Origin of the sequence: Antrihabitans stalactiti (genome assembly GCF_012932915.1) — a bacterium.
GTDB classification, from domain to species: Bacteria; Actinomycetota; Actinomycetes; order Mycobacteriales; family Mycobacteriaceae; genus Antrihabitans; species Antrihabitans stalactiti.
Window position 1 is genome coordinate 547,027 of sequence record NZ_VCQU01000002.1, and the last position, 13,315, is coordinate 560,341.

The window sequence follows — 13,315 nt, forward strand, 5'->3', positions numbered from 1 at the left end:
GTTGAGCTATTTTCGACGTGCAGCTTCGAGCAGTCGCTCGACTTGCGCCATCCGCGCCTCCTCGAGGGCGGGGCGCGGGTAGGTCGCCCGGAAGATCGCTTCGCCGTCGAACATGTGAATGAGCGAGGTGATGATGAGCTGGGCGAGTTCAGGCGGTACTCCGTAGTCGTCGGTGAACCGCTGACCGAGTTCCTCGACCTCTTCGAGCATCGCTTCGGCGACGGGTGCCAGTCTCGTCCGCAGGTCGGGGTCGGTGCGCGCGGCGACAAGCAGTTCGAACCACACGGTGTTGATTCGGTCACGAATTTCACTGCGTGCGAAAGAGATTGCGTCGGCGGCGCGGGTCACCCCACCCGTTGCCCGCAACTCCTGGAAGCGCTCGACGTGTCGGCGGCCGACCTCTTCTGCTGCGGCGACGACCACGTCGAGGCGCGAGTCGAAGTGGCGGAACAGCCCGCCGCGGGAGATGCCTGCCCGCTCACAGATCTGGCCGAGCGACGTGCGGTGGTACCCAACCTCGGCGATGGCGTCGATCGTCGCGTCGATCAGCTTGCCCATGGTGTCGGCGCGGCGCTCCGCTTGGGTGCGGCGAGTCGCCGGGGCGCTCATGCAGTGACCGGATCGAGCCTTGCCGCGGGCGCCGATGCCTCGGCGCGCAGGAACTGACCGCTGCGTGTGGTGCCCAGGTCCGGCGTCGGCTCGCCGTCGGCGATGAGTTGGCGTCCCGCCACAAACACTGCAGTCACGGCATCGTCGTTGCGGTTGACCATGCGACGGAGTCCACCGTATTGCTCGACCGGTTCCTCGGCGTACTCGTCCAACGAGGCGTCCAGATGTGCTGGGTCGACGACGACGATGTCGGCGCGATCGCCTACTCGCAGCCTGCCCGCGTCGATTCCGTACCAGTCGGCGAGTTCGCCGGTGAGCCGATGGACCGCGCGCTCCAGCGTCAAGAACGGCGTACCCGCTTGTTCGGCTGCGTGCGCGCGACGCAGCAACCGCAATCCGAAGTTGTAGAAGGACATATTGCGCAAATGCGCGCCTGCGTCCGAAAAACCCATCTGCACACCGGGATCGGCCGCGAGCTTGTCCAGGTGATGCGGCCGGTGGTTGGAGATCGTCGTGCGCCACCGCAACTTCGTGCCGTGCTCGACCACCAGGTCGAGGTAGGCATCGACCGGATGAACGCCACGGTCCCTGCCGACTTGTCCGAACGTCTTACCGACGACCCCCGGCTCCGGGCACGCGACGATCTCCGCGTCGAAGAAGTCGCGGTGCCAGACATGTGGGGTGAACTTGCGGTCGTAGTCCTTGCGGAAGCGGCGGCGGTACTCCTCGTCGCGCAGCAGCTCGTTGCGCTCTACCTGGTCGCGCAAATGCAATGCGGCGGAACCGGATCCGAACTCTTCGAAGATCACCAAGTCGATGCCGTCGGCGTAGACCTCGAAGGGCACCGGCAGGTGCTGCCAGCGGAAGTTGCCGCCGAGCGCGTTCATCGCGCGTGCGATGGGTCCCATGATGTGAACCAGCGCAGGGTTGGCCTTGAGGTCGGCCGCCGACAGCAAGCTGGTCTTGAGTGGCTTGCGGCCCCAGCCCAGCGTCGAGGTGATCATCGCCCCAACACTTTTCGGCGAGGTGATGTCCGGACCGGCCTGCAGTACTCGCGCCCGTTCGCGCAGCACCGCGTTCAGGCGCCGACGCTCGCGGGCTTTCGCGTACGTCGACGGCAAGGTACGTGACCGGCAGGTCTCGCCGTCGAGCTTGTCGAACAGCAACTGCTGCGCGGACATTCCGACGAAGCCAGCGTTGAGTGCTTCTGACAACATCGACTCCATGCGGGCGAGCTCGCTCGGGGTGGGTCGCACGTCGGGTCGGGTAGCGCGGTCCAAACCCATGACCGCCGTGCGGATGTCGGAGTGGCCGATGAACGCCGCGAGGTTCGGTCCGAGCGGCAGGCTCTCCAGCGCGTCGACGTACTCGCGTGCGCTCGACCAGCTTTTGTGGGCACCGATGGCGTCGATCACGTAGTCGCGGGGAATGGCCTCGACTCGGCCGAACAGGTCGCCGGCATCGGTCGCGCCGACGTGGACGGTCGACAGCGAGCAAGAGCCCAGCAAGATAGTCGTGACGCCGTGCCGGACCGACTCCGCCAGCCCCGGACCGCGCAGCACCTCGACGTCGTAGTGGGTGTGGATGTCCACCATGCCGGGCAGCACCCATTTGCCGTCCGCATCGATGACGCGAGCACCGGCCGTGTCGAGGGGCTGTTCCGAGACGGCGACGACGGTCCCGTCGCGTAGCCCGAGATGCCGCCGCGCCGACGGCGCTCCCGTCCCGTCGAACCAGAGCCCGTTCTCGATGACCACGTCGAATCGCATGGAAAGATAGCAACAGATCGGTCTCTAAGTGTCAATGGCTCGTCAGCTCCCGTATTGCCACACGAATTCCCCGTCGACGTACACCGAGTAAGTCATGCGGGCGAACGCATAACCCGTAAACCACGTGGGGTTCCTCCAGTTCTGTTCGATCTGCACGACATACCGTCCTACGTCGACGGTGTACGTCTTGGCCCGTTCTCGTGCGCCGCAGTATTCGAAAAACGTTGGCACGCCGTCGACTTTGATCGAGACGAACGGAAGAGCAAACAGGTGGTGGGTGAAGTCGACGCGATGAACACGTCCACGACCCACTTCGAATGCAAATTGCATGGTGATGATGTTCCGTGTGTGCAGACCCTCGCCACCATGCATCACAGGGGTGAAAATCCCGACCCTCGATCAATGCTTGAAGACGTCCGCGTCGCCGGGTTCGGTATCCATGACCTCGCGCTTGAAGACCACCAAGTAGGCGAGATACGCCGCGCCTACGACGAGAATGCCGAGCGAAATCACGACCGCGGTAAGGGCCTCTGCAGGCGATACGAGAATGAACACGACGACGATCGACCACACCAAAGCGCCGACCGCGACCGGCATTTCGAAACGCCCCAGGTCGAACGCGTCTTCCTGACGTCCCAGCCGCTTTCGAACTGCGAGATAGAGCACGATGATCGCGCCGTACAGGGATGCCCCGATGAGGCCGCCCACGGTGAGCAACTCCAGCAGAGCGCCACCCGGCAACACGGCCATGAGAACGAATCCCACGACGACGATCAAGACGGTCGCCGGTATCGGAGTCTGGGTCCGCGGATTGACCTGACGCATCAATCGGTGTGCGGGGAATCGTTCGTCGCGTGACATCGCGAAGACCATGCGGGCGCCGGTGGCCAGGGTTACCAGTCCGGCCCCGAAGAAGGCGAACACGATCGCGACCAGGAGTGATCGCTCCATCACCGGACCAAGTTGATCGCGCAAGATCAATGCAACGGGGGAGTCGGTGGCGCTGACTCGGGGGATGTCCTTGATCGCGATCGTCAGCACGACGACGAACACAAGTCCGAGCAGGCTGGCCGCTACGACCGACCCGACGATCGCGCGAGGGACCGTCCGGAAGGGATCCTTCGCCTCTTCGGCCATGTTCGCCGCAGAGTCGAAACCAACGAGCGTCGCGAGCCCCATGATCATCGCGGCAGCCAACCCACCGCCGATCGCGAAATAGTTCGGTGCTCCCTCCGCTATGCCGCGGGAGGTCAAGTTGCTGACATCGCCATCACCGGTGACCAGCACGGCGACGATGAGCGCGATCGTCAATACGACGACGATCACCAATTCGAGCCCCACCGCACCCGACGTGATCAGGCCGACCAGCCGTGTCGACAACACGACGAGAACGGCCTGCATAACGAGCACGACGAGAGTCAGGATGCGCGCTGTGTCCTCGTTGGGCTCCATTCCGAGCAACGGCATCAGCGCTGCGCTCGCCAACGCATTGTCGACGGTCGCCACTCCGGACGCCAGGTAGCAGAAGCTCAGCCAGCCGAACAACCAGCCGACCTTCGGGTTGGCCAGCCGCGACGCCCATTGGTAGGACGAACCGCTCAGTGGGATACGAGCAGCGAACTGGGCGATGACCAACGCAATCAACGTTTGCCCGACCGCTGCAATCGGCCAGAGCCATATTCCGACCGGGCCCGAATTCTGCAGCACGTCGTCGTAAGTACCGAAAATGCCGACCGCGACCGAGATGAACGCGAACGAGACCGCGAAAACTTGAAATGGCCCGAGAGTTCGTTTCAGCTCCGGTTCGTAGCCCGCATGCCGGCTCTCGTCGTCCGCCGACTCCGCATTCAGAACGTTCTCAGCCGTCATCGTCGAAACGGTAGTCCCTATTGAGGGACTATGTGGCGATAGTCGACAAATCCACTCGGTCAGGAATCTGCGGCCAATGTGGCGAGGTTGCCGAGCGATCGGTGGATGATGTCGCGTTGCGCGTCGAGCCGGGCGGCTTCGGCGTCGGGAATGTCCACGTGCACATGGATTTCGGTGGATCGGCCGTCGTCGGCGAGACCTAGCTGCCAGACGAATTGGAGGTCGGAGACGAGGCAGGAGATGCTCACCTGTTGTTTGGGCGGGTCGGCTCGCAATGTCTGGGGCATCGGGAAGTCGGGGTAGCCGGTGGGATACATGGTGTAGGTGGGGTCGTCGACGCGCGAGGACACGGTTTCGACGCCGACCCACCATTCGGTGAAGCGGGTCGGGTCGTACAGCAGTTTCCAGACCGCCTCGGGTGCGGCTGAAGAGTGGGTGTGATCATCGAAGGTGGGCATCGTTGCTCCGCAAGCGCTCGGTGATGGCGGCCAGTTCGGCCATGACAGTTCGGTATTCGCGGTCCGGCTCGACGAGCGAGGACAGGGGCGGTGCCCCGAGGTCGATGAGGTTGGCGACGTAGCGGTCACCTGATGCGGGCTGCGCGATACGTCGTTGCCAGCCGTCGGCAGCCTGCTGAAGCCGCGATGTCTCGAGCTCGAGATCTCCTGCGTCTGCGGCGATCAGCGCTTCGATCCGGTTCATTCGGGCTACAAGTGTGTCGGGGAAGTCGCTGCCCGTCATCGGTTCCATTGCCACGGAACGAATTTCGGCCTGCGCTTCGACGCAGCGTCCGGATCGCGCCAGCGCCTCTGCACGATGAAGGCGGGCGAGTGGGCGGCTGATCGGCGCGTCCGGCTGGTCGAGTGCGGACCCCAATTCGGCTGCAGCGTCGGCGAATTCGCCCGTGGTCAGCGAAAGCAGGCCGCGTTCGAAATGCACGAGGCCGTCGAGCGCTGTGCTGCCGAGACGGTCTGCGGTGTCGGCCGCCAGTCGGAGCGCTTCCGCAGCCTCGGTCGTGCGGCCCATCCGTCGCAGAATGGCCGCCCGTCCGGTGTAGGTGTTGACGACGAGCCGAGCAAGCCCGTTCGGGACGACCTGGGGATAGCACCGGTCGACGAAGTCCAGCGCCCGGTCGAGCGCGCCTGCGCAGGCGGCGGCGCTTGCAGCATTGATCAAGCAGGAATACGCCATGTCGGGTCGACCTGCGCGTCCGGCTGCCGCGGCTGCGGCGATCAGCGGACCGTAGCTTTCGGTGAACTTTCCCGCTCGCAGGAGCGCATGCGCCCGAGCCACACCGACATCGTGGGTCAGCAGGTTGTCGACAGGCAGGTTGTGGGTCAGCGCGTCGACCTGAACGAGCAGATTGTTGGCCGTGATCGGATCGCCCGCAACCGATTCCGCCCAAGCCGTACCAGCGAGCGCTTCGGCGCGGAGTCGGGGGTCGGTATCTGGATCACGGTCCAGGACGTCCAACGCGGCGAGGTAGGACCGCCTGGCTTCGCGTGGGTGGCAGATACCGCCGCGCAGCCAGCGACCACGTCGCAGCCATGCGGTCAGCTGCCCGCCGACGTCGGTCGGCGCGATGGCACTCAATGCTCGTCGAAACGCGTCGTCGGATTCGGGCAGCAAGCCGCGCCATGCCTGCACCTCGGCAAGCTCGATCAGCACATCTGCATCGTCAGGAGTCAATTCGCTTGCCTGCTGCAGAAATTCAGCCGCTTCGGGCATGGCGGCGACCGCTCTGGCCGCTGCGGCGGCGCGATGAAACTGGGCAGCGGCCGATTGGTGGTGTCCGGCCAGTTGCAGGTGTCGGGCCAATTCTGCGGCGTGACGACGGTCGTCGGTCCCGCCGCGTCGGCGCATCGCGCCTGCCAGCGCGTCGTGCAAGCGGGCTCGACGCAACTCGGGGATATCGTCGTACACCGCTTGACGAAGCGACTCGTGCCGGAAGCCGATCGCGGCCTCGCGGACCCGAAGCAGTCCGGCGCCGAGCGATTCCGTTGCCGCAATGGCAGGGTCGGTCAGCAATGGCAGTGACATGACCTCGACCCTGCTGACGTCGCGCCCGCTCGTCGCGACCAACTCCACGAACAGCCGGCTCGCGTCGCTGAGACGCGCGAGCGCGGTCCGGGTTGCGACGCGAAGTCCGTCGGCGGGGTCGCCGCAACCTTGCGCGACGTGTCTCGCTGTCTGCGCCGCCAGCAACGGATTGCCGTCGACCACCGCAACGATCCGTGACTCCAGCGGCTCGGGCAACTGCGAAACCTGTTGCACCAGTTGTCGGATCACACTCGGCGACAGCGGTTGCAGGGTCACCTCGAGCCGTAGCGCGCCCTTGGCGCGCAGCGCACCCAAGACGGCGTCGAGTTGCGGTCGTGGCGGCGCGGGGCGACGGGTGAGGATCACCATGACCGGTAGTCGGGCCAGCCGCCGTCCGGCGTAGCGAAGCAGTTCGAGGCTCGACACGTCGGCCGTATGGACGTCTTCCAGCAGCAGGGCCAGCGGCCCTCTGGCTGCCAGCAGGCTGATGAGTTCGACGACTGCTTCGAACAACCGGACCCGGTCGTGCGCTGGCGCTGTCTCCGAGGCGGGGGGTAGGTCGGGTGCGAGATACGCGGCGACGCCAGGCAGGAATCGCGCCAGGTCAGCGACCCAAGGTGCGCGGGCGGGTGGTCGGTCGCCGCGGTCGACCAACTCGGAGAGCGCCTCCGACCACAATTCGTACGGTGCGCCACTCAATGCGCCGGGCGCGCAGACGGCCGTGCGGGCCCCGTCCAGGCGAGCTGTGTCGAGGATTTCCTCCGCGAGTCGGGACTTGCCGATTCCGCCGTCGCCGCTGATCAACGTGACCCCGCCAGTGCCGGTTCTGGCTTGTCGCCAGCAGTCACGCAGGCGGTGCAGTTCGTCAGCTCGCCCGAAAAAAGTTGGTGCAGTGTCGATCTGGACAATAGCGGCTGGAGGAGGGGTGGGACGCAACTGATCTACCAACGCGACTGTGGCCGCCGAAGGCTCTATATCCAGTTCGGCCTGCAGCGACGCCCGCAACTTCGCGAAAGCCACCAAGGCGGCGGGTGTATCGCCGACGACGCCGAGCAGCCGAATCAGCTCGTAACCCGCGTCTTCGTCGAGCGGACACAGGTCTGCGCGTCGCCGCGCCCATTCGACCGCGTCGACCGGGTCAGCGGACTCAGCCGAACTCGCCAGTGCCGCAAGCGCGGTCGCGAGCCGCCGACCGTATTCGTCACGGCTCGCCAGGACCCATTCCTCGTCGTGATTGGCGAGCAACTCTGCTCGGCAGATCGCGACCGCGTCGTCTGCTCGACCGGCTTTGCACAGCCGGTCGAACTCGAGCGCATCGACCCACAGTTGCTCGGGACCGAGTTCTAGTGAGTCCCTGTCGCCGTGCAGGACGTCGGCGGCCGGCCCCAACGCCGCGCGCAACGCCCATGCGGCGCTGCGGAGGCTCGCGCGGGCGTTGGCGTCCGCTACTTCGGGCCACAACAGTCCGGCAAGTCGGCCGCGGGGATGTCGACCCGGGTGCAGCGCGAGATACGCGAGCAACGACCGAACGCGCCAACCGGGTGGGAGGGTCAGCGCCTCGCCATCCAGTTCGACTTCGAGCGCTCCGAAGGCGTATATCCGCAGCATGTGCACCATTTCGACAACTCACTGTAGCCGCTTGACGATCGTTTGACGGACCGTGCGGATGCTTTCTGTCAGCGGGTCGCGATCGGTGGCCCGGACCGGAAGGAGTGCCACATGTTCGACGTCGCCACCTTGCGCCGCAGCATCGAAGAACGCGACGCAGCAAATCTGATCGACCTCTACGCGGACGACGCCGAGTTGGAGTTGGTCGACCACCTGAACCCGCCGAGCAAACCGCGCGTGTTGCGCGGGCGCGCGGAGATCGCCGACTACCTGACCGACGTCTGCAGCCGCGACATGACGCACCGTATCGAGCACCTCATCAGCGAGGACAACATGGTGGCATTCACCGAACGCTGCGAATACCCGAGCGGCAGCCGCGTGCTGTGCTCAGCCATTCTCCACATCGCCGACGGCCGAATCGGGCGCGAAGTCGGCGTTCAGGTCTGGGACGAATAGAAGGAACGACGATGACCGACAACATGACTCATACGCACACCTACGAACAGCGCGACTTCGCGAGCCCCGACGAGACCCGCACCTTCGAACACGGGCAGATGGAGCTGGTCAAGGTGCAGGGCGCCGACATCGGTCGCCTCGTGCTACATCCCGGCTGGCGATGGTCCAACGACGTCAAACCGTTGGCAGGCACCGAGTTGTGCGAAGCGCCGCACTTCCAGTACCACGTGGCCGGCACCTTGCATGTCGTGATGGCTGACGGCAGCGAATTCGACGCTGTCCCTGGCCAAGTCACCGCACTCCCGTCTGGTCACGACGCCTGGGTCGTAGGCGACGAGGACGTCGTCGTCATCGACTGGTGGGGAGCCAGCAACTACGCCAAGTGAGGTTGAAAAAGTTCGACGAAATTGCCCGCGGGGTCAAGTAAGAGGATCTGTTGTCCGCCCGGTCCGCTGATGATGTCGTTGCGGAATGTCAGGCCGGCGTCGCGCAAACGTGCGACCTCTGCGCTCAAGTCGTCCACGATGAGGTGGATACGATTCCAGCCGCCCGGAGTGGGCGTCACTCCGTCGGGCATCGGGCGGGCACCCGAACTGATCGGCCCGGACAGGAGTAGCCGCATCGGCCCGCGGACGACGTCGGCGAACGCTGGTCGGGCATCATGATTGACGGTGAATCCGAGGTGTGTGGTGTAGAACTCGACCGCAGCCTCGACGTCGTCGACGATATAGCGAATACTCGCGAGCTCCGTCGCCGTGATGGGCATGATCAATCCTCCTGAGTGTTGGCAGGGTGAGCGAGGGTCGGCAAGAGAAACCGGATGCGGGTGTCGAGTTCTGTTGCAACACTGATAAATTCCGGGTAGCTGGCCCTATCGGAGTCCGCGGCAGCCGACGGATCGGGCAGGCTCCAATGTGCCGACGCAGGCGAGTGCACCTCGCGGACCTTGTCGCACAACGTGATCACATGGTCGAACGTCTGATCGGAAACCGCAGCAACTGATTTCGGGATCTGCTTGCGCAAATCGATGCCGTACCGCTCGCGCATCACACGCACCGCATTCGGATGCACCCGAGTCTTCGGGTGGCTGCCTGCGCTTGCGACGCGCACCCGGCCGTCGCTGCGGTGGCGCAGCAACGCCTCCGCCATCGGAGAGCGGGCACTGTTTCCGGTGCACAGGAACAACACTGAACTGTCCTTCGGCATCGCCTGTCCGTGCTCGGGGAACAGAGCCGGATGCAGCGCGTGCGCCGACTCTTCGAAGGCCGCTGCGCAGCGGGTGAGATCGAGGTGGTAGTAGCTGTCGCGACCGTCGAAGCTGCTGCGTCGCACGTCGACGAACCCTGCTGACCGGAGTTGCCGAAGGTGGTACGACACGAGATTTTGCGGTTCGCCGACGGCGGCGACCAGTTCGCGCACCCGGAGATCGCTGGCAGACAGTTCTGTCAGCATCGCCCAGCGAAGCGGATGCGCCGCCATCCGCATGAGCAAGGGAACCTCGGGCTGGCTTGCTATAGCCACAGCCGGATAATACATCAAATCAGTTTGATGCATCAAGCCTTAACGGTGAGCTTTTGCCTTGGTATCCTCGTTGAGTGGCAACCCCCCAAGGCGGGTGGAATCCCGACCAGATGCGCGGTGACTTCGTTCTCCCGCGGCCGACGAACGGCTACGCGATCGCGTCACTGATCTCGTCGTGCGTCGGCCCCATCACATTGCTGGTCGGCTTTGTCGTCGGGCCGATACTCGGCGTCGTTGCTCTGAAGCAGATCGGCCGCACCGGGGAGAAGGGGCGCGGACTGGCAATCGCGGGCATCGTGATCGGGGCAATTCCGTTGCTGCTCGCAATCGCGGTGGGGGTCGTGGTCCTCAGCGGGCACTAGCTATCTGCGCGTCAGCAGGTCGAACATCTCGCGCAGCTCAGCCGAGGTCGGTGTCGGCATGCTGCGCCGGCTGTGTACGAACCCGATTCCCGCGAACACCAAAGTGCCTGCGCGAGTGCGAGCTTCAGTAGGGGAGAAGCCGAGCTCCAGCATCGCCTTCTGCAGGACTCCGAAGATTCGAAGATCGAGATCGCGCACTGCGTCGGCAACTTTCTGGTCGGTCCGTGCCCATTCGCGGATCGTCGATTCGACCAGCCAGGTCGGCTCGTTGATCAGGCCCTCGGCCATCACTTCGAGTCGTTCGCCGACGGGCAACGACTCGACCGCAGTCAGTCCGCGAACGGCGTCGTTCTGGATACCGCACCAATGGTCGGCGATGGCTTCCAGCAACTGGTCGACATCGCTGAAATGCCAGTAGAAGCTGCCCTTCGTCACGCCGAGCTCCGCGCAGAGTTGCGGAATCCGGATCGCGCCGACGCCGTCACGCTGCAGAAGGGCGAGCGCCCCGTCGATCCAATCCTGCTCGGTGAGCCGCGTCGCCGCAGGGCGCTTGGACTGCTGGGCTTTCGCCTTTCGGGACTTCGGCGTAACGGGCGTCGACTCCATCACGCGCGGAGGTCCGTTTTCACGCGTCCCAGCATAGTTGGCCGTCTCCATACCCAAGGGTACCGCAGTTCCGTACTTTGAAGTATGGTCGAGCTGACGAAGGGATACGCAGTGACTCTGAGCGAGATAGAAACGACCCCGACCGACGGATCCACCGAGAAGTGCCCGACCGCCTTTCGCTACTGGGATTCGTTGGACACCAAACAGGTTCGACGAGCGCGCCGCATAGTGAAGCGGGTGACCGGCGGCGAACTGTTCCCGACCGACCGTCAGGCCCACGACTTCTGCAGCGACCTGTTCGAGGGCGATCCCGTCGCAGAGCGTTTCGTCGCCGAGGTCATTCGCGGCGACGTCGGCCCCAAGGCGGGCCGCAAGATGCTCGACGCCGCACTCTCCGACGGTATCGACAGCCTGCCCGACGTCCCCGACGCGATGGCAGAGTTGTTCGCCGAGTTCGAGACTGTGCCCGATTGGGTCCAACCCGAGCTGGTCGAGCAGGGCGCAGCGATCTGGCGCCGCTGGGGCACAATGCTTTTCAGCTTCGCGGGAGCCGAAACCCTCGAGATCTACACCGAGGCGGCCGTCGCGACGCCGCTGTCACTCGCAGGCGGTTACGCCGGTGACAATGCGCTGCGCCGTTTCCTGGAGACCTGCCGCTTCTGGATCGACGTGTCCGAACCGGGCGCTCTGCTCACCCCCGGTTCGAAGGGCCGCGTCACCGCGCTGAAGGTGCGAGTGATGCACGTGTCGGTGCGTGCCAGGGTCGCTCAGCACGCCGAATGGGACACGGAGAAGTGGGGTTTGCCGATCAGTCAGGGCTACATGCTGTTGACCCTGTTGGCGGGAAGTGTGACCCCGGGTTTGGCGCTGTGGTCGCTCGGCCACCAAACGACGCCGTCGGAAATCAGGGCCCTGCTGCATTTTCAGAAGTACATGGGTTACCTGCTCGGAGTGCGGGTCCGGTGGTATCCCGAGACGATCACCGACGCACTGCGACTGCTCGCAATGACCGTCGCGTCCCGGTCCTACGACGCCGGAACTCACGGCGCGGAACTGATCGAGTCGTACCCCGCCGCATTCGCCCCGCGAGATGGTCACCGCGGTCTGGTCCGGCTGCGCGAGGCTTACAACTTCCGGATCAACTCGGTGTACTCGGCGATGTACATGGCGCCGGGGACTCGAAGCAAATACACCATGCCTGCAGCGTTTCCGTGGATTCTCATTCCATTGGTGCGGTTTCCCTTGATCACCGGCATGGAACTGGCGCGCAGGTTCGTTCCCGGCTTCGGTCGCGTGCACGAGAAGGTCATGCTCTGGCACCGCGAGAACTGGTACCAAGCCCAAATGAGCGGCCGTACAGCCGCATTCGACGCGAGCGGAGCGTTGCGACGATGACAACTCCCACCATCATCGAGGCATGGAACGGTCCTGGCCGCCGCGACGGCGAACTGACCCCGGTGCGCCCGCACCACAACGCTTTGCATTCCGAGAACAGGTTCACCGCGTTCGAGCATTGGTACTTCGATGCGCACCTGACCTCGGGGCACACCGTGATCGGCTTCCTCGCCAAGCGTAGGCCCGAGGACCTGCCGAACTGCCGGCCATGGGTGGAGTTGATCGTCTACGCGCCCGACGGAACTCGGCTACAGGTCAGCAAGAAGTACCCGCGCGCCCAGGCGACCTTCTCGTCGGAGAAGTGCGACGTGGTGATCGGGCCGAACCGTGCCTATGTCGAGTTCGGTGAATCGGGGTTGCCGATTCACCACGTGTACCTCGCCGAAGACGGTCTCGAATTCGATTTGACGTTCGAGAACGAAACTCCGAGTTGGATGCCGGGCAAGGGCGAAACCCATTTCGGTGCAAAGGATTCGTTCGGTTGGACGGTCGGGGCTCCGCGCGCCCGGGTGTCTGGGTCCGTACGAATCGGCGGAGAGACCTTCGACGCGGACGGCCGCGGTTACGCCGACCACAACTGGGGCGTCGGCGACATGAAGCGCGTCATCGAACGCTGGCATTGGGGTCGGCTCTACGTCGACGACTATTCGCTGCTCTACGCGACGGTCCTGACGCAGAAGAAGTACGGCGCCCACGAGATTCGGCCGTTGATGCTGGCTCGTGGTAACGAGATCATCCTGAGCACAGGCGAAGTCGAATTCACCGAAGGTCCAGCGGTTTACGACTCGACCGCCAACCGTTCCTACCCCGCGTGGATCAGAATTCAGGTTCCGGGTGCGGTCGATCTTCGCCTGACCGTCAACGACGTCATTCACGCCCACGACTTCATCGACGACGTTCCGGTTTTGCGCACCGGATTGCTGAAGCCGTTGGCATACCGATTGATTGGGCATCCTGGCTACTTCCGATTCAACTCGGCCTTCGAGCTCAATGTCACCACCGACAAGGGCGAGATTCAGCGCAGTGGAACCACGCTCCACGAACTCGTGGCGTTGCGGTAGGGATCAGCGGCGGTAACGC

The 13,315-nt window shown here is 64.5% G+C and carries 14 protein-coding genes; 5 read left to right on the forward strand and 9 right to left on the reverse strand.

The window, feature by feature from the left end; genetic code table 11:
* Positions 1-6: 6 nt before the first annotated feature.
* From FGL95_RS08360 to FGL95_RS08385, 6 genes are all read right to left on the reverse strand, one after another.
* Positions 7-609 carry a TetR/AcrR family transcriptional regulator gene (locus FGL95_RS08360; RefSeq protein ID WP_169585740.1) on the reverse strand — a complete coding sequence of 201 codons (603 nt, stop codon included), beginning with the start codon at positions 607-609 and terminating at the stop codon, positions 7-9.
* Complete coding sequence (locus FGL95_RS08365) at positions 606-2,378, reverse strand: N-acyl-D-amino-acid deacylase family protein (protein WP_169585741.1); 1,773 nt, start codon at positions 2,376-2,378, stop codon at positions 606-608. Before FGL95_RS08365 ends, FGL95_RS08360 begins: the two co-directional genes overlap by 4 nt.
* A gap of 42 nt (positions 2,379-2,420) precedes the next feature.
* Positions 2,421-2,708, reverse strand: coding sequence for a hypothetical protein (locus FGL95_RS08370; RefSeq protein WP_169585742.1), 288 nt, complete (start codon positions 2,706-2,708; stop codon positions 2,421-2,423).
* 69 nt (positions 2,709-2,777) lie between these two features.
* On the reverse strand, positions 2,778-4,247 hold the full coding sequence (locus FGL95_RS08375; protein WP_169585743.1) for an APC family permease: 1,470 nt from the start codon (positions 4,245-4,247) through the stop codon (positions 2,778-2,780).
* Between the two features lie 59 nt (positions 4,248-4,306).
* Positions 4,307-4,705, reverse strand: a complete 399-nt coding sequence (locus tag FGL95_RS08380) for an SRPBCC family protein (protein WP_169585744.1) — start codon at positions 4,703-4,705, stop codon at positions 4,307-4,309.
* Positions 4,689-7,904 (reverse strand): ATP-binding protein, encoded by a 3,216-nt coding sequence (locus tag FGL95_RS08385; protein ID WP_169585745.1) that lies wholly within the window; start codon positions 7,902-7,904, stop codon positions 4,689-4,691. The genes FGL95_RS08380 and FGL95_RS08385 overlap by 17 nt, the downstream gene beginning before the upstream one ends.
* Before the next feature lie 102 nt (positions 7,905-8,006).
* Between FGL95_RS08385 and FGL95_RS08390 the strand changes: the two genes are divergently transcribed.
* Both FGL95_RS08390 and FGL95_RS08395 read left to right on the forward strand, forming a co-directional pair.
* On the forward strand, positions 8,007-8,351 hold the full coding sequence (locus FGL95_RS08390; protein ID WP_169585746.1) for a nuclear transport factor 2 family protein: 345 nt from the start codon (positions 8,007-8,009) through the stop codon (positions 8,349-8,351).
* Positions 8,352-8,374: 23 nt separating this feature from the next.
* Positions 8,375-8,737: a cupin domain-containing protein gene (locus FGL95_RS08395; protein WP_169585920.1), complete on the forward strand. Its 363-nt coding sequence runs from the start codon at positions 8,375-8,377 to the stop codon at positions 8,735-8,737.
* Here FGL95_RS08395 and FGL95_RS08400 read toward each other — a convergent pair.
* Positions 8,725-9,117 carry a VOC family protein gene (locus FGL95_RS08400; RefSeq protein WP_169585747.1) on the reverse strand — a complete coding sequence of 131 codons (393 nt, stop codon included), beginning with the start codon at positions 9,115-9,117 and terminating at the stop codon, positions 8,725-8,727. The two genes, FGL95_RS08395 and FGL95_RS08400, sit on opposite strands and share 13 nt — an antisense overlap.
* A gap of 2 nt (positions 9,118-9,119) precedes the next feature.
* Entirely contained in the window at positions 9,120-9,872 is a 753-nt protein-coding gene (locus FGL95_RS08405) for an arsenate reductase/protein-tyrosine-phosphatase family protein (RefSeq protein ID WP_338079760.1), read from the reverse strand.
* A 74-nt stretch (positions 9,873-9,946) separates the two neighbouring features.
* Between FGL95_RS08405 and FGL95_RS08410 the strand changes: the two genes are divergently transcribed.
* Positions 9,947-10,234, forward strand: coding sequence for a DUF4190 domain-containing protein (locus FGL95_RS08410; RefSeq protein WP_338079761.1), 288 nt, complete (start codon positions 9,947-9,949; stop codon positions 10,232-10,234).
* Here the strand turns inward: FGL95_RS08410 and FGL95_RS08415 are convergent, their stop codons facing one another.
* The gene (locus tag FGL95_RS08415; RefSeq protein ID WP_240962814.1) at positions 10,235-10,891 is read right to left on the reverse strand and encodes a TetR/AcrR family transcriptional regulator; all 657 of its coding nucleotides are present in this window, start codon (positions 10,889-10,891) and stop codon (positions 10,235-10,237) included.
* Between the two features lie 60 nt (positions 10,892-10,951).
* Here FGL95_RS08415 and FGL95_RS08420 point away from each other — a divergent pair, with 60 nt between their 5' ends.
* Positions 10,952-12,235, forward strand: coding sequence for an oxygenase MpaB family protein (locus tag FGL95_RS08420; protein WP_338079762.1), 1,284 nt, complete (start codon positions 10,952-10,954; stop codon positions 12,233-12,235).
* Positions 12,232-13,296 carry a hypothetical protein gene (locus FGL95_RS08425; protein WP_169585749.1) on the forward strand — a complete coding sequence of 355 codons (1,065 nt, stop codon included), beginning with the start codon at positions 12,232-12,234 and terminating at the stop codon, positions 13,294-13,296. The genes FGL95_RS08420 and FGL95_RS08425 overlap by 4 nt, the downstream gene beginning before the upstream one ends.
* Positions 13,297-13,315 lie beyond the last annotated feature (19 nt).

Coding starts and splice junctions, on each gene's coding strand:
- FGL95_RS08360 (WP_169585740.1), bottom strand. CDS start 609: ATGAGCGCCCCGGCGACTCGCCGCACCCAAGCGGAGCGCCGCGCCGAC.
- FGL95_RS08365 (WP_169585741.1), bottom strand. CDS start 2,378: ATGCGATTCGACGTGGTCATCGAGAACGGGCTCTGGTTCGACGGGACG.
- FGL95_RS08370 (WP_169585742.1), bottom strand. CDS start 2,708: ATGCAATTTGCATTCGAAGTGGGTCGTGGACGTGTTCATCGCGTCGAC.
- FGL95_RS08375 (WP_169585743.1), bottom strand. CDS start 4,247: ATGACGGCTGAGAACGTTCTGAATGCGGAGTCGGCGGACGACGAGAGC.
- FGL95_RS08380 (WP_169585744.1), bottom strand. CDS start 4,705: ATGCCCACCTTCGATGATCACACCCACTCTTCAGCCGCACCCGAGGCG.
- FGL95_RS08385 (WP_169585745.1), bottom strand. CDS start 7,904: ATGGTGCACATGCTGCGGATATACGCCTTCGGAGCGCTCGAAGTCGAA.
- FGL95_RS08390 (WP_169585746.1), top strand. CDS start 8,007: ATGTTCGACGTCGCCACCTTGCGCCGCAGCATCGAAGAACGCGACGCA.
- FGL95_RS08395 (WP_169585920.1), top strand. CDS start 8,375: ATGACTCATACGCACACCTACGAACAGCGCGACTTCGCGAGCCCCGAC.
- FGL95_RS08400 (WP_169585747.1), bottom strand. CDS start 9,117: ATGCCCATCACGGCGACGGAGCTCGCGAGTATTCGCTATATCGTCGAC.
- FGL95_RS08415 (WP_240962814.1), bottom strand. CDS start 10,891: ATGGAGACGGCCAACTATGCTGGGACGCGTGAAAACGGACCTCCGCGC.
- FGL95_RS08425 (WP_169585749.1), top strand. CDS start 12,232: ATGACAACTCCCACCATCATCGAGGCATGGAACGGTCCTGGCCGCCGC.